Annotated in this window: 18 protein-coding genes and 1 pseudogene; 1 reads left to right on the top strand and 18 read right to left on the bottom strand. The window is 52.8% G+C overall.

Annotation, left to right across the window (positions count from 1 at the left end):
* Window positions 1-144: 144 nt before the first annotated feature.
* The 16 genes from fliN to VGJ94_13260 all read right to left on the bottom strand — a co-directional run bounded on the left by fliN (window position 145) and on the right by VGJ94_13260 (window position 15,504).
* Complete coding sequence (gene fliN / locus VGJ94_13335; GenBank protein ID HEY3277597.1) at window positions 145-453, bottom strand: flagellar motor switch protein FliN; 309 nt, start codon at window positions 451-453, stop codon at window positions 145-147.
* Window positions 454-464: 11 nt separating this feature from the next.
* Complete coding sequence (gene fliM, locus VGJ94_13330) at window positions 465-1,442, bottom strand: flagellar motor switch protein FliM (GenBank protein ID HEY3277596.1); 978 nt, start codon at window positions 1,440-1,442, stop codon at window positions 465-467.
* Between the two features lie 9 nt (window positions 1,443-1,451).
* Entirely contained in the window at window positions 1,452-1,997 is a 546-nt protein-coding gene (locus VGJ94_13325; protein HEY3277595.1) for a flagellar basal body-associated FliL family protein, read from the bottom strand.
* A 263-nt stretch (window positions 1,998-2,260) separates the two neighbouring features.
* A complete protein-coding gene (locus VGJ94_13320) occupies window positions 2,261-4,114 on the bottom strand; it encodes a flagellar hook protein FlgE (protein ID HEY3277594.1) in 1,854 nt (617 codons plus the stop codon).
* A 26-nt stretch (window positions 4,115-4,140) separates the two neighbouring features.
* The gene (locus VGJ94_13315; protein ID HEY3277593.1) at window positions 4,141-4,749 is read right to left on the bottom strand and encodes a flagellar hook capping FlgD N-terminal domain-containing protein; all 609 of its coding nucleotides are present in this window, start codon (window positions 4,747-4,749) and stop codon (window positions 4,141-4,143) included.
* Between the two features lie 12 nt (window positions 4,750-4,761).
* Complete coding sequence (locus tag VGJ94_13310; protein HEY3277592.1) at window positions 4,762-6,561, bottom strand: hypothetical protein; 1,800 nt, start codon at window positions 6,559-6,561, stop codon at window positions 4,762-4,764.
* Window positions 6,562-6,919: 358 nt separating this feature from the next.
* Complete coding sequence (locus VGJ94_13305; GenBank protein ID HEY3277591.1) at window positions 6,920-7,354, bottom strand: flagellar FliJ family protein; 435 nt, start codon at window positions 7,352-7,354, stop codon at window positions 6,920-6,922.
* A gap of 6 nt (window positions 7,355-7,360) precedes the next feature.
* Window positions 7,361-8,695 carry a FliI/YscN family ATPase gene (locus tag VGJ94_13300; protein ID HEY3277590.1) on the bottom strand — a complete coding sequence of 445 codons (1,335 nt, stop codon included), beginning with the start codon at window positions 8,693-8,695 and terminating at the stop codon, window positions 7,361-7,363.
* Window positions 8,692-9,417 carry a FliH/SctL family protein gene (locus tag VGJ94_13295; GenBank protein HEY3277589.1) on the bottom strand — a complete coding sequence of 242 codons (726 nt, stop codon included), beginning with the start codon at window positions 9,415-9,417 and terminating at the stop codon, window positions 8,692-8,694. The genes VGJ94_13300 and VGJ94_13295 overlap by 4 nt, the downstream gene beginning before the upstream one ends.
* Complete coding sequence (gene fliG / locus VGJ94_13290) at window positions 9,401-10,402, bottom strand: flagellar motor switch protein FliG (protein HEY3277588.1); 1,002 nt, start codon at window positions 10,400-10,402, stop codon at window positions 9,401-9,403. The genes VGJ94_13295 and fliG overlap by 17 nt, the downstream gene beginning before the upstream one ends.
* Window positions 10,403-12,046: a flagellar basal-body MS-ring/collar protein FliF gene (gene fliF / locus VGJ94_13285; protein HEY3277587.1), complete on the bottom strand. Its 1,644-nt coding sequence runs from the start codon at window positions 12,044-12,046 to the stop codon at window positions 10,403-10,405.
* Window positions 12,047-12,049: 3 nt separating this feature from the next.
* A complete protein-coding gene (gene fliE, locus VGJ94_13280) occupies window positions 12,050-12,340 on the bottom strand; it encodes a flagellar hook-basal body complex protein FliE (protein ID HEY3277586.1) in 291 nt (96 codons plus the stop codon).
* A gap of 8 nt (window positions 12,341-12,348) precedes the next feature.
* Window positions 12,349-12,780, bottom strand: coding sequence for a flagellar basal body rod protein FlgC (flgC, locus tag VGJ94_13275; protein HEY3277585.1), 432 nt, complete (start codon window positions 12,778-12,780; stop codon window positions 12,349-12,351).
* Window positions 12,781-12,782: 2 nt separating this feature from the next.
* Entirely contained in the window at window positions 12,783-13,124 is a 342-nt protein-coding gene (flgB, locus tag VGJ94_13270; protein HEY3277584.1) for a flagellar basal body rod protein FlgB, read from the bottom strand.
* Window positions 13,124-14,416 (bottom strand): sigma-54 dependent transcriptional regulator, encoded by a 1,293-nt coding sequence (locus VGJ94_13265; protein ID HEY3277583.1) that lies wholly within the window; start codon window positions 14,414-14,416, stop codon window positions 13,124-13,126. The genes flgB and VGJ94_13265 overlap by 1 nt, the downstream gene beginning before the upstream one ends.
* Window positions 14,413-15,504, bottom strand: coding sequence for an ATP-binding protein (locus tag VGJ94_13260; GenBank protein ID HEY3277582.1), 1,092 nt, complete (start codon window positions 15,502-15,504; stop codon window positions 14,413-14,415). The genes VGJ94_13265 and VGJ94_13260 overlap by 4 nt, the downstream gene beginning before the upstream one ends.
* A gap of 458 nt (window positions 15,505-15,962) precedes the next feature.
* Here VGJ94_13260 and VGJ94_13255 point away from each other — a divergent pair.
* Window positions 15,963-16,205 (top strand): annotated as a pseudogene (locus VGJ94_13255) (IS30 family transposase).
* Between the two features lie 208 nt (window positions 16,206-16,413).
* Here VGJ94_13255 and VGJ94_13250 read toward each other — a convergent pair.
* Window positions 16,414-18,237, bottom strand: a complete 1,824-nt coding sequence (locus VGJ94_13250; GenBank protein HEY3277581.1) for an AIPR family protein — start codon at window positions 18,235-18,237, stop codon at window positions 16,414-16,416.
* A gap of 884 nt (window positions 18,238-19,121) precedes the next feature.
* The gene (locus VGJ94_13245; GenBank protein HEY3277580.1) at window positions 19,122-19,862 is read right to left on the bottom strand and encodes a hypothetical protein; all 741 of its coding nucleotides are present in this window, start codon (window positions 19,860-19,862) and stop codon (window positions 19,122-19,124) included.
* Between the last annotated feature and the right edge of the window lie 361 nt (window positions 19,863-20,223).

Below are 20,223 nucleotides of genomic sequence, written 5' to 3'. Positions count from 1 at the left end.
CTGCTTTTCTTAAATTATAGGGGGTTTCCCTGGGCTTCAGGTTCAGCTTCAGCTTTCCCCCGTAGCGGCGCAATATAAACATTGCCGCCACTATGGCCACCAGCACGAGGATGACCCGTATGATCTGAAGGTAGATATTCTCCATTATCCGAGTTCCTGGACCCTCTCCTTGGGCGTGACGATCTCGACTATCCTGACTCCCAGCCTTTCGTTCACGACCACGATCTCCCCTTTGCCGAGGAGCTTTCCGTTTACGAGGATATCCACCGACTCCCCCGCGATCTTATTGAGCTCGATTATGGAGCCCTTCGACAAGGAGAGAAGCTGGCCTATGGGCATTTTCGTTCTGCCTATTTCCACCGATATCTCGACCGCGATATCGAGGAGGCTGTCCATATTCAGCTCCACTCTCTTGGAACCCGCTGATTGACTTTCTATGAGTAACTCTTCCATCCCGCCTCCTGTTAATTGAGTATTTCTTCTACCCGCACTGCCTTGTTGCCCTTGTGGATGCCCATCTTGCCTTTGAACCTCGGCTTCTCATGAACCTGAATATCGATGAGGTCATTCACGTGCCTGTCCACGATGATCACGTTGCTCTCCGTCATTTTGAGAAATTCCTGGAGGGAGAGCTGTTTTCTGCCGAGGACCGCCCGTATCTCGAGAGGGACATCCAGGAGGCGGTCTGCAAGTTTGCGGTGCCACTTGTCCTTCATGTCCATGTCTTCCCTGGAAGGGGTAGAGATAAGATAGCTTTTTATGGTCTCCAGAATGCCGTAAGGCATGCAGACCTTCATCCAGCTCCTTATGTCGCCCACCTCTATGGCGAATTCCCAGAGGCTCACCACTTCGTCCTGGGTGACCATGGTGATATAATTCGGGTTTATCTCGGATCTCGAATATTTGCACCGGACTTCATAGACGGGCGACCATGCCTTCTCCATTTCCGACGAGACGAGCTCGATGAGCTTCCTTATCACGCTGAACTCGATCTTGGTAAATTCCCTTCCTTCCACCCTCGGCGCGGACATGGAGGCGCTTCCGAATACCGTCTCCAATACGGAAAAGATCAGCTTCGCGTCGAAGATGACGATGAAGAACCCTTTCAGGCTCTCGGTCACCACGATGTTCATGTTGGTGGGAAGGGGCAAGGTCTTTACGAACTGTCCGTACTCCACGTACTGTATGGGCGTGGTGCCCACTTCCACCTCTTTTTCGATGAAAAGGGAGAGAGAGGCCCTGAAGGACTTGGAAAACCTGTCGCATATGAACTCGAGGGCCGGCAGCTTCTCCTTCTTTCCCTTGGTATATTTGAGGAAATCGAAGGTTTTTGCCTCTATTTGCGGCTCGACCACCACTTCCGGAGGCGGCTCCTCGATATCCCCCTCGGAAAGTCCCTTAAGCAATGCATCGATTTCGTCCTGAGATAATACCTGATCCATTTCGGCCCCTTACTGGATGATGATATCGGTTATGTAGACGGCGCTGAGCTCGCTGCTTTCCTTGAAAAGACTTCCCACCTTATCCTGGAGCTCGGCCTTCACCGTCTCCCTCTGACTCACGTCGAGGAAAGCTTCCGCGGGCTTTGTTCCGAGAACGAGAAGCACTTTGTCCCGGATCGCGGGCAGGATCTTCTTGGTCTCTTCCGCGATCTTCGCGTCTTTTACCTCGATGCCGATTGAAACTTTCGCAAATTTGGATGGGTTGCCGGCGACATTGAAAATGAAAGGCTCCAGGGCCACAATATATCCGGGAATCTGTTTTTTCGAATGCTCCTTTTCCTTTTCTTTTACCTTCTCTTTTTCCACGGTACCCGAAGCAGCGGACCTGCCCGGAAGCATCTTCATGATCTTATGACCGTAAAAGTAGTACCCGGTGCCTCCTCCGAGACCGAGGACGACGAGGATGATGAGCAGGAACAACATGAGCTTGCCCTTCTTTTTTACCGGTTGTTCCTCTTCCTCTACCGCTATTTCTTCATTGGTTTCATCCGACATGGCCCACTCCTCCGTTTTTCTTTGGTGAAGCAATATGTATGCCAATGATATAAATGACTGTAAATAAAGGTATTTAGGGAAAAAGAGGGGTTGGGGCAGGGGGAAATGAAGCGTGACAGTCAACGGAAACGGTTGAGGGTTTCCCTTTTATGTCACGTAATTGACAATGGATATTGCAGAGGGCACGGGAAGGGGGAGATAAATCCCCGAAGCATGAAATGGACCGGCGGGGGCCGCCTTCGACCTCCCGCCGGTAAAGAAGATTATCTCTTGATCGACATGAGCTCCTGCAGCATTTCATCGGTCGTGGTGATGACCTTGGAGCTTGCCTGGTATCCCCTCTGGGCTACGATCATTTTCACGAATTCCGTGGCGAGGTCGACATTCGACTGTTCGAGTGAGTTGGCATTGATGTTACCGAGGCCTCCCGCGCCCGGCGTATTCGTATAGGCTACGCCGGAATCGACGGTCGCGGTAAAGAGGTTGCCGCCCTCCCTTGTCAGCCCCTGGGGATTACTAAAGCTCGCGAGAGTGAGCTGGTAGAGGTCGAGGATCTGTCCGTTCGAATAGTGGCCGGACAGTACGCCGTCGGAACTGACGCTCAGGCTGGTCAATGTTCCAGGCGCATAACCATCCTGGGTCTGAAAGTTGGTGGTCGAGGCAATGGGGTACTGGGTCGTCGTGCCTCCCCCCGAGCCCGGGCCAAAGACGAGGTCGATCATCTGATTGGCGCTCGCGCCCTGGGAGAAGTTAAAATTTACCGGTATAGGGTCGCCGCCCGCGGTGAGCACGCCTGAATCATTGAACGTGAGATTTCCGGTCGCCACCTGTGTATCTGCCCCTGTGGCCGAGTCGCTCGCACTGAGGCATGCGTGCCATTCCCAGACACTGGTCTGAGGGGAGGTCGTCTCGTAGGATTTCCTGAAATAGACCGTTACCACGTGCCCCTGACCCAGAGAGTCATAGACCGTGACCGACGAGGAGTAGTTGGACGTGGTGCTCGGGGTGACCGTTGCCGACTGGGTCGTGGGGCTGAACCCATTCACCGCGAAGGATGAGGTGCCGGCGGCCATTGCGGTCGAGGAGATATCGAGGCCCGATCCCGCCCAGTTTGTCGAGACTCCGGCCGTAGCGGCGATGTTTGCCGTGTAGGTGGAGGTTCCGTCAATAGAGACATTCATGGTGTATCCGAAAAGTCCCGCGCCTGCGATATCCGAGGAGGTCCATCCGATGTTTCCTCCCGTGACCCCGGCCGTGCTGACAATGACATCGTTCCCCGCGGCGTCCGCGGTGAGAACAAGCTTATTTCCACTTGCGGAGGCAGTCACATTGACCGCCGTCGCATTGACGGCGAGGACGAGATCGCCGATATTCTGCACCCCTGCTCCCGCATTATAAGCCGCCAGATCGATGGACGTGCCGTTGATCGTGAGGGTGCCGGTCATTCCGCCCGCGGGAACCGTGATATCGTTCGTTCCGGTCCCTGCCGCGGTTCTGGTCGTGGTGGTGGCGCTATACGCCCCCGTCCTGGGATACTTCAGGTTGCTCAACGCGATGGAGCTGACAGGGCCTGCGGTCGGCTGGACCAGGGTGCCTTTCCATACGGCCGTCGATTGAAGGTTCAGGGCCATGCCGATCATGCCCGACGACTTGGGCTGGCTCGGCTGGGAGGAGACGTTGATGTCCGTATCCACGCCGTAGGGGGCATTGGTTGCCCGGTCGATCACCTTTCCCTGAAGAATATAACCGGCCGAGTTGGTGAGATTCCCGTCGGCATCGAAGTTGAAATTCCCCGACCTCGTATAATACACGGTCCCGTTATTTGCCGCTTTTACCATGAAGAACCCTGTGCCTCCGATGGCGAGGTCGGTGGCAGAACTGGTGCTTTCGAAAGATCCCTGGGCAAATGACGTTTCGATAGAGGCAAGGATTGCGCCCCTGCCCACCTGGCTCGTGCCCGAGGCGCTCTCTATCGATTGATAGAGCATATCCTGGAAAGAGGTCCTCTGCGCCTTGAAGCCGACGGTATTCACGTTCGCTATGTTGTTCCCGATGACGTTGATCGATTCGCTGTTGGTGAGAAGACCGCTGATGCCTGAATACAATGAACTTAACATATATGCCTCCTATTCTATACTTGCTTTCATTCCGTGATGACTGTTGCGCCGGTGGCGTCCATGGTCGAGCCGTCGTTGAAGACCAGGGTGTTGCCCGTGTCGCTCATGCTGACGCCGGCTATCTTCTTGAGTACCGTCACGACTGCGGATACGGCGGTCCCATTCTTGGTCGCCTGAGCCGCAATGGCGTACGTGCTGTCTCCGTCGTTCGTGTAGGTGAGGGATTCGCCCTTGTATAAAGTCTTTGTGGTCACCTCTCCCGTGGAGCTATCCTTGAGCTTCAGGGTTACCGTGTCATAATCGCTCTGAGGCGATATTACCACCTCGTCTCCGGGCGAGAGGGTGGAGCTCGGTGCATTGACCCGTTTCCCGATGGCTGAAATCCATTGGGCGGACGTGGTCTTTGTGGCCAATGAATCCAGGGAAGACGACATGTTGGTCAATTGCTCCAGGGTGGAGAACTGGGCGAGCTCACTTACGAACTCGCTCGGGTCCTGGGGATTGAGCGGGTCCTGGTACTTGAGCTGGGTCACGAGCAGGCTCAGGAACGCCTCTTTATCGATGGTCCCCGACTTCATACCTGTAGCGGTGTTCGCTACGCTCGTATTGGTTGCTGCGGTGCTTGCTACTGACATGGCGCCTCCTTTTTATGCAAGGGTGTCGAAGAGACTCCCGAATTCTTCGGGATTTCCCTTATTCCCGTCACGCTCCTGCCTTTCCCTCCGGCCCCCGCCATTGCGGGCATTCTCCTGTCCGTTGGAATCGACGTATATAGTCGTGTAAATGTTTTTCTGCTCGAGTTCTCTGGTGATCGCATCTTTGTGAAGCTGAAGGGTATTCATAATCCCTTCGCTCGCTGCCCTCACCTCGACCACAACCTTGCCCGCCTGCTCTTTGAGACCTACGAGGATCGACTCACGGTCATCGATGTTGAGGCGGAGCACCATATCGGCCGAGTGGCCCCTGGCGGAATAATTTGCAGCTATCTCCTCTATCTTGCTTACCATTGTGGATGGGTAGGAGCCTTTCGCGAGTGCGCCCGCCTGCTCTTTTTCCTGGGCCGAACGCACCTGCGCCGGAGCGTCGCCGGAAAGCTGGCGAGAATCATTCTTCAGGTCCGAAGGATCTCCCTGGACGTCCGCTTTCGCTGCTTTCGCCTCATCTCCCATACCTTTTATCGAGACTTTTTCCTCCGGGAGGGAGGCCAAGAGGTCTTTATTCTCAATAAGAGCTGCCGGGTCCGCGGGGTTCTCATCGGAGAGAAGGTCGACCTGCCTGTTGAGTCCTGCCTCTGCCCCTGAACTGACTGATTTTGCCTGTCCCGTCCGGTCGTGTGCCTCATGAAGGCGATCAAAAAGCCCGCCCTTTCCACGAAGGATTTCACCATTGAGGGGCGCGAGGGGGACGTCCGCTTCCGCCGGCTCATCTGCGTGTGCCGCGGAAGAGAGGATTTCCTCAAAAGTACTGCTCCCTTTGGAAGATGTGTTCTGCGCGGCTTGCTTTCCATTCAGGAGAAGGTAGTCCTCGGAAAGCCCTTCAGCTACCCGGCCCTGTCCCGCGGACAGGCTGTTTTCAGCGGGACCCTTTATGGCGGTTGAGGTTTTTGACTGTATGGCTGCGAGAATCTCCGCGGGGATGGGAAAAGATCCCCTGCCGGTACTCTGCTCTCCCGACTGATCCGGCCCTGTCGCTGCCGCGGTTGACCCTTGAACAAGACCGGGAAACAGGGAACCGAGCAGCATGGCGCTCTTTGCGGCGTCGTCCGCCCCACGAGATGGATCCGAATCGGAGGATGGCGCCTTTGTTTCGCTCTTCACCGAAAGATCCAATGCCTTTGCCCCGTCAGCCGAAGAAGAAAGACCTGCGGCGCCTTCTTTCAATACAGCCAGAAGGGCGGCGAGGGAATCTTCCACGGTGCGTGGCGAATTGTCCACCGTGGCCCCTATCCCTAAAAAGGTCGGAAATGAGATGACCTGAAGGGGATTGGAACTCCCTGATGGGGCTCCCGATCCGCCGGAAAGGAGACTCCGGAGCTTGGGGTCGCTCTCCAGGGCCTTGAGAAGGCCTGAAGCATTCCCTGTATCGAGTGCCTGGGCAATTGCCTCCAAAAGGTCGCTCATGGTCTGGGTAGAACAGGCCTCTGCTCCGGCGGCGCTGCCGGCGCCGGCTGAATCAGAAGTGCGTGCGGCCAGAAGGACAGGGAGTAAGGCAAGGGCATTCAATATATCGAGTGACGTAGCCAGCTCATCCGCAGAGGCTGCCTTTGTCCCCGATTTACCTTTACCGCCCGTACCATGTGAATGAGCCCCCTTCGAATCCCCTTTCATAGTCTCTTTCAACACTTTGAGAAAGGCCTTGGGATCCTTCCCCGTGCCGTTGACCCCGGAAGAAGCAGCAAGCGGGCTTGCCTGAGTGCCAAATAATGTGGTTGCGAATGACGTTTCCATGTCCATACCTGTAACAAGAACCGTGCCATTGACAAACATAAGCAATATCAGTGAGTTAAAAACTTGAGAGCCCGGAAAAGAAAAGGAAATAAATTCCTCATGGGAAAATATTTCCTACCTGCGGCAGAAAACGAGGCCCACCGGTTCAACGAAAGAAAAGAGCGGATAAAGAACAAAATCGGAAATCGGAAATCGGAAATCGGAAATCGGAAATCGGAAATCGGAAATCGGAAATCGGAAATCGGAAATCGGAAATCGGAAATCGGGAGAGAATCAACCGAAGAGTTCTGTCATCACTAGAGACTAGAGACTAGAGACTGCCTTTTTACTAACCACTAGAGACTATCGACTGCCTCTATTATTGGCTGTCTCTATTCCGTTCCAAAATCCTCAGCGCCATGTCGTCGAGGGCCTTCTGCTCCTTCTTGTTGCCCATCTTCTTTTCTCTTTCCATGGCTTTGGCTTTCAGGGAGTCGAGCATCTTGACCTCTTTTGCCAGCTCGACAAGCTCGGTGGTTATGGAGGCGATTTGGGCGGTGATCTTCCGGGCTTCGTCGAGAAGATGCTCTTTTTTTGCATCGAGGGAAAAGAGGAAGTCTTTCAGCACGGAAAAATCGCTTCCCCCCATGGGTGATTCCATGATCAGGTAATTTCTTCCGATCTCCTCTTCCAGGCGGGTGACTGCTTGATGGGTTTTGTAAAGGGCGGCACGGGCGCGCTCCAGGTCGTTGCGCTTGTCGTCCATGACTTTGTTCTTTATCTCTATTACTCGTTCGAGACGGAATTTCGCCATGGCCCGTTATTGGTTTTGGGCGTAGAAGAGAATTTTCATGCTGTTGAAGCTGTCCTCCAGGGTGGCTTTTTCGTCTATTCCCTGTCGCATGAACATCCTTACCTTGTCTACCATGGAGACCGCGTAGTCGATCTTCTTGTTGCTCCCGGGGTTGTAGGCGCCTATGTTAATGAGATCCTCGGCGCGCTCGTATTCGGAGAGGATCTCCACCATCCTGGAGGCGGCTTCGACCTGCTCCCTGGGGGCGATATCCTTCATGATCCTGCTGATGCTCCTCAATACGTCTATGGGAGGATAATGGTTCATATCGGAGAGCTTCCGGGAGAGCACCACGTGTCCGTCGAGGATCGACCTGGCCGCGTCCACAATGGGATCGTCGAGGTCGTCGCCTTCGACGAGGACCGTGTAGATGGCGGTCATGGTGCCGACCCCTTCGCCGTTGCCCGCCCTTTCGAGGAGCTTGGCGAGGAGCGAGAAGACGCTCGGGGTGTACCCCTTGGACGTGGGGGGCTCGCCTATGGCGAGGCCTACCTCGCGCTGGGCCATGCCGAACCTGGTGAGGGAGTCCATGAGAAGGAGGACGTCATTTCCCTGGTCCCTGAAATATTCGGCCATGGCAACGGTGAGAAAGGCGGCCCGCACCCGGATGAGGGGAGGCTGGTCCGACGTTGCCACAATGACCACGGAATGGTCGATCCCGTCGCCCAGGTCACGCTCTATGAACTCCCGCACCTCCCTGCCTCGCTCGCCTATGAGGCCGATTACGTTTACATGTGCCTCCGTGTGGCGGGCAATCATACCCATGAGCACGCTTTTACCCACCCCGGAGCCGGCAAAGATGCCGATCCTTTGTCCTTTTCCGCAGGTGAGGAGCCCATTCATGCTCCGGATGCCCAGGTCGAGGGGTTCGGTGATGCGCCTCTTCATCATGGGGTTTACCGTCTCCCGGTAGATCGGGACGAAGGCATCGTGGACGATGGGGCCCTTGCCGTCCATGGGGTTGCCGAGACCGTCGACGACCCTTCCCAGAAATCCGCTCCCTGTCGCCGTGTTGACCGTCCGTTTTTTCGACAATATTTTTGAGCCGATGCCGACCCCCCTCAGATCACCGAGGGGCATGAGGAGTGTTTTCCCATCCTTGAAGCCTACCACTTCGGCATCGATGGGATGGGTGCCGTCCACGGGATAGATGAGCGCCGAGTCGCCTACCGAAGATATGGGGCCTTTGCCCTCGATCACGAGACCGACGATCTGGTTTACCCTTCCGTACACCCGGTAAGGGTAAAATCCTGAAACCTTCTCCCGGAGGGCGGCTTCCGCTCCCTCATCGAGACTGCTCATTCGTAAACCCTTCTTTTAAGCTCTTCTATCTGGGTCGATATCCTTCCGTCGATATCGCCGAAATTGGTCTCGATCACAAAACCGGGCTCCCGGATGGAATCGTCGGGCACGACCTTTACGAAGCCGTTTCCCTCGTAGCCGATGTGGTGTGCGTCGTCGGGTCTCACCCGGATAAGGATCTCGCTTTTCGTCTCGCAGATATCGAGGGCTTTCCTCACCATATCGGAGACGACCTCTTCGCAGTCGTTGCAGCGTCGGAGCACCACTGCCTCGGCAAAGGCGAGGGCAAGGTCCAGGGCCATGCCGTGAGCCCGCGTGACCAGTTGCTCTTTGAAGCCATCCAATTCACCGATATGGCGGGCGAGTCTTTTGGCGAGGGGCTCGACCTTCTGGAGGCCCATCTCGTATCCCGCCTTCTCTCCCTGGGTAAAGGCTTCTTCGAAGATCTTCCTTGTTTCCGCCTCGATGTCGACAGGCGGCTCTTCCGGGGGTTCCGGCTCGTCGGCCGCTGCATATTCAGCTTCGTATTCTTCTTCCTCTGTGGCCGCCTCCGCCTCCTCATTGCCCTCGTCATCGAACTGATCATCCCGGCGTACGGGAACCGGCTCGAAGAGGCAGACGAACTCGTTTTCCTCGTCCTTCTTCGGCTCCCACGCGGTCTCCCCATCCCCGAAAGACGAGGAGAGGATAAAGGATTCGACGGGATCAGACAAACTTTTCACCGCCCCTCGAGAGGATTATCTTCCCTTCTCCCTCGAGCCTCTTCGCGACCATTGCGACCTTCACCTGGGCCTTCTCCACATCGGAGAGCCTGACGGGACCCATGGCCTCCAAGTCCTCTTTGAGCATGGCCGATGCCCTTTCCGACATGTTGGCAAATACTTTGTCCTTCATGGATTCCGATGCGCCTTTCAGGGCAACCGAGATGTCTTCGGACGATACTTCCTTCAGGAGCACCTGGACTCCCCGGTCGTCGAGCTGGATGAGATCTTCGAAGGTGAACATGAGGTTCCGTATCTTTTCCGCGAGGTCGGGATCGAGTTCTTCGACCTTCCCGAGAAGCTCGGTCTCCAGGGCGCGGTCCATCTGGTTGAAAATGGACGCCACGACTTCAACACCGCCGAGCTGCCGTCCTTCGACCACGCCCGTTGCTTCGAGCTGTTCCTTGAGGACCGTTTCTATCTCTTCGAGAATCTTCGTGTCTACTTTTGCGAGATTCGCCATCCTCATCACCACGTCGCTCTGCACCCGCTCCGGGAGCGCGCCTATGGCTTCACCCGCTTTTTTCGTGCCCAATGTGGAAAGGACGAGGGCCGTGGTCTGCGGGTGCTCACCCCTCAGGACGTTCGCAAGCATTCGGGGATCACACCTTCTTAAGAATTCACCGGGCATGCCTTTTTTGTTCTCCATGGTCTCGAGAAAGAGCTCCGCCTTTTCGTCTCCAAGGCTCTGCTTGATGAGCTGTTTGAACTTGTTCTCCCCGCCGACTATGGTTTTATTCCGCTTGTTTAGCTTTTTCGTAAATTCTTCGTGGACCTTGTTTATCAGGTTTTCGGAAATGAAGGTGAGTTGGCCCATCTCTTTTCCGAGGGCCTCGATCTCTTCTTCCGAAAGGTCCTTGATGACTTCCTTCGATACCTCCTCATCCATAGTGAGGAGGAGAACGGCGGCCTTCCTTATTCCGGAGATTTCGTCGGCTGCTTCCATTTATATTCCTTCCCTCACCCATTCTTTTATTATAGAGCCCACCAGCGTCTTATCCTTCATCGCTTCAAGCGCCGGGTTGGGCGGCTTATCTTCGAGGGCAGGCGTCTGAGGCGGCTGCAATTGGCCTTTCTGCCCCTTCTCCGGTTTTTCTCCGCCTTTTATATAAAGGTCTTTTATCTGATTGAGGGGAAGGGCCTCGCCGCCCCGTTTTTTCAGCATGTTGAGTATGGGCCGTACCACGAAGAAGAAGAGGGAGAGAAGAATGGCGATGTAGAAGACGTATTTGCCCATGTTGAAGATCATCTCGTTCCGCTCCGCCTTTTCCATGACGGCCTTTTCATCGGCGAAGCTGTCCGTCTCGAAGGGGATGTTCTGGACCTCTATCTTGTCGCCCCGCTCCTCGTTATAGCCGACGGCCCGTGCCACGAGGTTCTTCACGTCGTTCAGTTCTTTCTGGGACCTGGGGGTATATTTGATCTCTTCCGTCTTGCCCGATTTCACCCTTTCATATTTGCCGTCGAGTACGATGGCCAGGGACATTTTCTTTATATCGCCGAAGGGCTCGACGATCTTCCTCACCGACTTGCTGACCTCGTAGGAGATCTGGCTTTCTTCCCTTTCGGACTCGTTGGTCTTCATGGCGGCTTCCTGTTTGGAACCGCCTGCAGGCGCCTGGCCGGGCAGAGTAGCCGTGGTCTGGGGGCTATTCGATGCCACTCCGGGCACGCCTCCGGGTTTGGGGTTCTGGCTCGTCGATTTTTCCCTGCTCTTCCTTTCGTTGGTGACCGCGCTCTTCCCGGGAGTATATTCTTCTTCCATCTTTTCGATTTTTCTCAGGTTCAGCTCCACGTTCGCCCGAACGATCGATTTGCTCGCGGGAATGAATTTATCGAGCATGGACTGGATAGATTCTTCCATCCTCTTCTCCACGTTCTTCTGGAGCTCGTACTGCTGCCCGGAGAGGACGAGGGGGGAGTCGGCCTGGCCGCTCTTGTAGAGGATCTTTCCCGAAGAGTCTATAACCGAGACATTTTCCGGCTTCAAGTTCTCGATGCTTCCCGACACGAGCTGGACGATGCCGCCTACCTGGTCTTTTGCGAGGACTTTGCCCGGTTTGAGCTTTAAGAATACGGAGGCGGTGACCTCCTTCTCCTTTTCCGTAAAAAGGGTTTTCTCCGGTATGGCGAGATGGACCCTCGATGCCTTTACCTCGGGCATCTGGTTGATCGTCCTCGACAGCTCGCCCTGTATGGCCCGTTTATAATTTATGTTCTGCATGAATTCGGTCATGCCGTAATTCGTCTTATCGAAGAGCTCGAAGCCTACCCCTCCTCCTCCCGGAAGTGAATTCTGGGATGCGAGCATGAGACGCACATCGTACACTTTTTCTTTCGGAACGGAGATGGTGTTCCCTCCCAGCCCGAGCTTGTAGGGAACCTTCTGCTCTTTGAGCTTGGTGACGATCATGGAGGCATCTTCCGTGGACAGACCGGCAAAGAGGGTATGGTATTGTTCTTTGCCCATAAAGGAAAGACCTATCACCAGGGCTCCGATGAGTCCCACCAGGATGGCCACATAAGTGTAGAGCTTGGCCTTTGGGATTTCCTTGAGCAGAGTCTTCGCTTTATTTAAGTATTCTTCCATCTCTTACACCTGCATCCGCATTATCTCTTCGTAGGCGCTTATGATCTTGTTCCTCACCTGCATCATGAGGTGATAGGAGAGGTCTGCCTTTTCCATGGCGATCATCGTATTGTGAACGTCCTGGGTTTCCATCTTCGTGAGCTTCTCGATCTGGTTATTGGCATCTTTCTCCAGCTCCCCTACTTTACTGATGGAATCCTTCAGGACCTGGTCGAAAGATACTGTCGCCTTTTTTTCCGGCCTGGCCGCCTTATTTTCAGCGAGGGACCCGAGGTTAATGTTTTCGATCTTCATGGCGCCTCCTACCTGCCTATATCAAGCGCTTTCAGGAACATGTCCTTCGTGGTATTGACCACATTGACATTCGCCTCGTATGCCCTTGTGGCGACCATCATGTCCGCCATTTCTTCCATGAGGTTGACGTTGGGATAGGTGACGTATCCCTCCTGGTCCGCATCCGGATGGCCGGGGTCGTGGACCTTTTGAAAGGGCCGGTCGCTCATCTTTACCTCCTCGACCTTTACCCCTTCGATCTTTTCATTCAGCATGCGGCCGAACATTTTGTTCTCCGAGAGGTCGGTGGGCGTGAAGGTGACTTCCTTCTTTTTGTAGGGTCCGCCCTCATCGGTCCTCGTGCTGTTTACGTTCGCCAGGTTCGTGGCGATAGTCTCCATCCGCAGCCTCTGAGCGTTGAGCGCCGACGCGCCTATTTTAAGAATGTTCAGGATTCCCATGATCAGCCTCCCTTTCCTTCGGTGATGATATATCTCATGACGGCAAATTTTTTCGTCATTATCTTGGTGAGGGAATTGAAATAGAGATTATTCTCGGTCAATTTCGTGACCTGGTCCTCCATGTTGACCGTATTCCCGTCAGTCGAATTGAGGCCGTTGTAATCCTCTTTCTCTCCCACCTGGATATCCTCGACCTTCCTCATGTTGGTCTCGAGGGCGCGGTTGAAATCGATATCTTTTTCCTTATAATGGGGAGTCTCCACATTCGCCACGTTGCCCGCGAGGACCTTGTGGTAGAATGCCCTTATGTTCATTGCTTTTTCGACCAGACCGAGCACTTCCATCAATACTCCTTCACAGGGACTTCGATCCCCATTTCTCTGTATTCGGTTATCTTGTTGCGGAGCGTCCTTACCGTGATGCCGAGGATGGAGGCCGCTCTCGTCCTGTTTCCCCTCACCGATTTGAGTGCATCGAGTATGAGCTTTGTTTCCATTTCCTTGACGGACCCTCCGGGGGCCGCTTCCCTTGCGTCATCCCCACTTTTAAGATCCGTCACTTTAATGACGGAATAGTTGGAAAGAATACATGCCCTGGCGATGGTATTCTCCAATTCCCGGACGTTTCCTTTCCACGGCTGGGCTTTCAGGTACTCCATGGCTTCTTTGTCGATTCGGGTATCCATTCCTTTGGAATACTTCTTCAATAAATATGCCACGAGCTCCGGGATATCCTCCCTCCGCTCCCTTAAAGGGGGTACGAGCACGGGAAAGACATTGAGCCTGTAGTAAAGGTCCTCCCGGAACTTCCCTTCTTCCACGAGCTTGGCCATGTTTTTATTGGTCGCGGCAATGACACGGGCGTCAACTTTCCTGGGGAATTTGCCGCCCAAGATCTCGATCTCTTTTTCCTGGAGCACACGCAGGAGCTTTGCCTGGAGACGGAAATCCATCTCCGTGACCTCATCGAGAAGGATAGTGCCCCTGTCAGCCAGCTCGAATTTACCCGGTTTCCTTATGTTCGCACCGGTGAAGGCGCCCTTCTCGTAGCCGAAAAGCTCGCTTTCAAGGAGGTTCTCCGGCAGGGCCGCGCAGTTTACGGCCACAAAAGGCTTTCCCTGGCGGTCGCTGTTCTCGTGGATGTAGCGCGAGATCAGCTCCTTGCCCACCCCGCTTTCACCGAGGACGAGGACGGTAGTATCCGACTTCGCCACCCTTTCCGCTTTCATGAGGACCGCCTTCATCTCCCTCGACGCATAGACGATCCTGCCCGAATTGACGGTAAGGGCCCGTTTCACCACGTTATAGAGGGTCTCCGTATTGAAGGGCTTCTGAATGTAGTCGAAGGCGCCTTCCTTTATCACCCGGACCGCGTCCTGGATCGTGCCGTAGCCGGTGATGAGGATTACGGGAAGGAGGGGGGACATCTCTTTTACCTGAGAGAGAAGCTCCATGCCGTTTAAGCGCGGCATCTTTACATCCGATATCATGACATCGAAGGGCTTCTGCCTCACCGCCTCGACCGCTTCCATGCCGTCTTCGGCAACGGAGACCGCGTATCCCGCCTTGCTCAACGATTCCGTGAGGGCGAGCCTCATGTGATAATCATCATCCACTACGAGTACGTTGGTCCTCATATCCTGTCCTTGGGGAGGTAGATGAAAAAAGAGGAACCCGAGCCTTCCGCGGATTCGACCTCGATGTAACCGTCATGGGCCTTTACGATGTTGTGGGCGATAAAGAGCCCCAGGCCCACGCCTTTATCCTTCGTGGTGAAGAAGGGGTTGAATATGTTCTTCCTCACTTCCTCCGACATGCCCGAACCGCTGTCCTTGATGTGGACGAGCACGTATTTTTCGTCTGACCTTATCTCCACCGATATCTCGCCGTTACGGTCGATCGCCTCCATGGCGTTGCTCAGGAAATTCATGAGCACGAGCTTCATGAGATCGGGATCGAAGCGGACGGCCCCGTCAAAGGGGCTCGAAAAAAGGACGTCGATCTCGCGGCTTTTGGCCGAGATCGACATGAAATCGAGCACGTCTTCCACGGCTTTCGAAAGCTTTCCGCTCTTGAGGGCCAGGGTCTTGGGCCGTGTATAGGTGAGGATATTATTGATGATACGGTCGATGGTCTTGACGCCGAAGAGCACGTGGTCCACGTATTGCTTCTCCTTCGCCCGGAGCTTCTCGCTTTGCAGCATGGAAAGGAAGAGCTCCATACTGCCCAGGGGGTTCTTTATCTCGTGGGAGATGCGGGCGGCCATTTCACCCATTGCCCGAAGCCTCTCGTCCCGTTCGAGCCTCTCCTTCATCCGCTCGATCTCGGTGACGTCCTCGAATACGACCACTTCCCGGCCTTCGAGCCCGTCCGCAAGGGTCTCTTTTCTCCACCTGAAGTGGCCCCTGCCGTTTTTGAACTCACCCATATGGTTCGCGCTGCTCTTGAGCTTGCTCAATATGCCGACGGAGCCGAGCTGCTCGGCCTTTATGTTGGAGAAGGTGATCTTCTTTTTCTCCGCCACCACCACCCCCACAGGCAGGGAGTTGAGGATCTGGTGGAGGTATTCCTTTGATTGGAGGAGCTCCCCGTTCTTCTGCTCGATCTCCTTTTTCAATTCCTTTATCTGGTTTTCGAGGGCATTGTAGTAGCTGATGATGGAATCGGAGGCCTTGGTGAACTCGGAGAACGCGTTTTCGAGGAGATCGGTCTTAGGGCTTGCCATGCAAATCGCGCTGCAAGATGCATACCATTATCGGGGGGGGAGTTGTGGGGGAGTATGTGTGGGGTAGGGCGGGCAGGCCCTCAAGACCGTCAACGGCGTGTGATCTTCAAAGTCGAAAAGTCGTGTGAGTCGAAAAGTCTTCAAAGCCGAAGAGTCTTCAAAGTCGAAAAGTCGTGTGAGTCGTGCGGCCACCGCAATTGGGCAGGCGGCCCATATGCACCGCCATGGTCCGCTCTAGCCCTCCTGCGTATGCATATACGCCTCCGGTCTGAGATGCTCCCCTGACGACGCATCTGAACCACCTACCCAATTGCGGCGTCCACTCGACGCGGCCACGATAAACCCGTGGCCGCAGGGGTTTAGCGTAGAAGCGTCGGGTATAGTTCATAGCCTCTCCTTGCGAGGGCACATTGTTTGTTATGTCAAATTTGTGACATTTCACGGTGCCGTGGGCACTCATGACTCATGTAGAGAGTAAATCCCGATACCTTATTGCGGGAAAGCTTCTCGATAAAAAAGCCCTGAGCATGACCTCCGAGAGCATCGCACACTTCCGGAAGGTGCCGAAGAGACTGCGCGCTACTTTAACGGTGGATAACGGCAAAGAGTTCTCTCAGTTTAAAGAGATAGAGAAAAGGACCGGCCTTGCCGTCTACTTTGCCGATCCTTATGCTGCCTGGCAAAGAGGGACCAACGATTCGAGATGTCTTTTGGCAATTATGAGCTTGAAAATAGAATGGAATAGGAGAACAATGAAATTATGGGAATAAGGATAGAATAATGGGAAAGCCTCCCGATGGGGAGAATGAGAGTTTGTCACGCCTGGTCAACTACGTCCCTTAGGCGTTCCCAGACGCTTTTGCGACGGGGGTCGGCCTTCGTCCCACTGTCCTGCTATTTTAGGACCCTCTATCCAAAAAACCTCGCCAAATCGCCCGGAAGCGTCCTGCCTTTATAATAGTTATCAAAATTGACTTCGAGAATTTCCTGGCCAGACTCTGGATCGGTATACCGTCGGAAATAAGTCCTGTTTTCGGGCTGGGCTTTTATGTGCTCTTCAAATTGCGTCCACCCGCCTAAAATTTCATGCGCGGCTTCCTTGACTCGTTCTTCGAAAGTGTCGCCTTCGCTACCGTCGTAGCGTTGCGCGATAATCCCCACCATAGCAATCTTTCCATATCGTAATCCATATCCATATTGCGCCTGTCCGTATCTATTATTCCAGTCTTTCTCAAATGACCTTTGAATCTCGTTTAAGTACTCGTATGCTTTGTACCCGAAGAAGTACTTTCGATACTGGGACAGATCGCACAAAGTCTTCCCGAAAATATCTTTCATGAATAATTGACGAGTGCTGGCTCTTCTCGACTGTCCCGGATTGCCGTTTATTGACAGGCAAATTCGCAAGAAAACCTCGCGATCGATGATTTTCGATCTGTCTATGTATTTGTTGCGAAGTCCATCACCAAATTCGCCCCTTTTCCTTTCATAGAAATAGCCAAAGTCTTGAAAGATGCTATTTTGTAATTCTATTTGAACTTTCTCATTGGACCGCCGATCCGCCTCGGTCACTTCCGTCTGATCATTCGTTGCCCGCGATATCGATTCTATTAACGCCAGCTTTTGGCTTTCATTAATTTCTCCGTTATTGTCTTCAGTAAATGTGATGACCTTAAGCAACACTTCCTTATTGTTAAAGAGTTCCATAGATAGAACAGACTTCAGTCGATCTTCGTATATTCTGCTCAGTGTGAACGCAGTCTGGCCCCCGTTTATTATCTGTGGATTTGTGACGATTAGCTCTGCCTCTCCCTTTTTGCCAATCCTATCACTATAGAACGTATTATCAGATAGCATGGTGATCCCATTATTATAAAGGGCAAATTCATTTGTACTGATGTTTGTAATGGATTCCTGGATGCGCCTATTCACTGATCCTGCCGCCAGTTCCAGATAACTTCTCGGATTATACTTTAGGACTGAATTTTTGTACTTATATAGAATCTTTGCAATTTCAATGGTTGGCACAAATAATACCGTTATATTGCACTCTTTGACCGCGGTATCGACATAATAATCTATCCTGTTACCCGCGCTCTTCGAGTTCACGTTAATTGTTATCTTTAGCTCTTTTGGGTCAAAGAAGGTCCCAGAGACAACAGGGAAAACCAATTCATTGTAGCAACGATCGTAATCATAAATCTGGGCAGGAAACACGGTTATAGACTTGATTTTGGGCTTATATTTGTCTTTGAGGTTAGCAAGGAGGATTACCGTTTCTCTGTATTTTGCATAATCGTCAATTTGTTGAATTTGATCGATCAACTTCTGTACCTTACTGTTGAACGGTATACCTCCAGAACTCTCCCTCTCGCCTTTCGTGATTCGGTCCAATTCCATATTGAAGAGGTCTTCCAGATCTATGTTTTTATTTTCGAAGTTCTCTTCGCTAACTCTGAATTTTGACTGAAGAAAATATATCCGTTTATGTTCCGCATCTATATAGTAGCCGTCGATTCCACCATCGAAGGTATCATCTGTTATGAACATTTCTCTTTCGCCAAAAGTGGCGAGACCGAATTTGACTTTCAAGAAGAGGTGTATATACGCCCGCGCTCTTGCCCTATTTAGCTCGTCCACATTTGTTTCTATCGGATAGTATCTTTTGTACTCTGCCGGAGCTTCTTTTCTGAGTTCATCTAATATCTTGACCAAAGTTTGATATTTGCTCATTTCACCTTGTCCTCACCTGGCAAAAATTCATTCGTGAGCCACTCGGAGACATCCCAAAAAGTGGCACTTGATCCTTCCCCAAACCACAATACATTTTTCCGTATAGAATTCATTCTCTTCCATGTGCGATGAAATATCAAGCAAAAACTGGGACACAATAAGAGACGTAGTTGACTATCGTGACTAAATTATGAAGGACAGAAACTCAAAGATCAGGGGTGCTAGGACATGGGCTGGCTTGTCAACATGGTCAACTACGTTCCCCACTCGCCAGATGGCTCTGCTTGTTTCCGATGGAAGTAGATATTTCCATTTATCGCTCGCCTCGCCGTTTCTTCAGAAATCTTCCAGAAGCCGCTCTCATGTAGGTCCCTTTTTGTGTCGATTATCTGGAATGGATGTAGCTTTTCAATTAGATGTATGTCCATGTCCTTCTCCCATTACAATACAGACCCGGTGGGTATCAAACTGGGATGTTCACCTCAGAGTACGCCGCCAATGTCCATGTTTAGGTAACCCTCCCCGGCAGCCTGGTTAGCCGTTCTGCTCCGCCAACCGATACAGACCCACATCTGCTTTACCCGGTTCGATTCCGGTCCCTTGCCAACAGTATGTTGAGCGAGGAGGTGTCGGGAAATCTTGTCTCAATATGGGATTTGGACATTTCGGCGGCATCGGATACGACACTAGCGGCGGCATAGTAGGTTCCCGCACCCGCTCCGGGTAGCCCGCGCTCTTCAACATTATCGCTCGAAAACATAGGCCTCCGACTAACCACTGAGCTTGCTTACACGAACTACATCTCGGAAACCGGCCTCGCTGGTTCCTCGGAACGTGCGCGGAAAATTAGTTCTTCAAAGATGCCCGTCCCCCTTCGGTCCCCCCTACGGCTGCAAGTCGCTTCGGGGAACGATATTGTTTTCCACCGCTTTTTCATCGAACTCCTTTACCAAATCCGCAATTGCGGCCCTGGCTCCGGCAACCAAAACATGGTCAAGCTTTAGCTTCTTGCCTTTAATCGCGCCCATAGAAGGATAGTCATCACAAAATTTCTGGTCAGCCAGCCCATCCTTATGAACCAGTAAGTGGCGAACTTCCAAATACGGCAGCACTGCATCAATCTTCGCTGCCTCAACATGAAGATCTAATTTGTTGTTGATCTTCATCAGCAGACCCTTAGTGTTCCTTAGGTTCTCCAATTTTCTAAACAGAGCGTCTGATACCAGCCTAACCACAGCTCCCCAGGACCCACAAGCCAGGATAACGTTTGTTTCAAACGTATCCTTGTGATCACCAATAAGCCTTCCTGGATCAAGGCCTTGTTGCGCTGCCCCTGAAATTAAATCTTTCAGATATATAGTCAAGTCCTCATAAGCATCCTTCAAGAAAGAAGCGCAGAGGGTCGATTTCAGGCGTGTTATAGCAATGTTACGATTGTGTACGCTTTTGGCACGGCAGGCCAACCGCGGATGGCGTGTAGGGTCAACGCAGTCAAATAGATATGGTGACTCAGGGGAACAAATTTTGCCTTCCGTGTTTGCGAAGCCGATCACATCTACCAGCTCGATATCGGCGTCGAAATGAGCGGCCCTGTTAAGAAATCTGACATAGTACTTGGTCTTCATGTTTATCCTTTAAACCAACTATTTTTAACTCATTACATAATTTATTCAATTTTACGCCCTTATTGACCTAAAATAAACCAAAGCTATGCTTTGCGAATTGACTCACATTAAATCTTACCCGAGGTATAAAGAGAAAGGGGGAAAAAGGGGTCGCCCATTAGAGGGCTCCCTGTCAAGAGATAATTCTTCCCCTACTGCAAAAACCTGACGGTCTGCAGGGAGTGTAATACCACAAAACGATAGGTTTCTTGCCATCCTTTTCCTCTCTGCGCCCGCGTCTTCGTTCGCTCGGTTTCGACCGGTTCATGCCGATCTCACCAGTCACCCATCAGGATCAAGGTTCTTTAAGAGAACCCCTGTC

This window comes from Syntrophorhabdaceae bacterium, assembly GCA_036504895.1.
In the GTDB taxonomy this organism is placed as follows: domain Bacteria; phylum Desulfobacterota; class Syntrophorhabdia; order Syntrophorhabdales; family Syntrophorhabdaceae; genus PNOM01.
The sequence above is the reverse complement of the archived record's forward strand: the minus strand, read 5'-3'. Positions and strand labels throughout refer to the sequence as shown.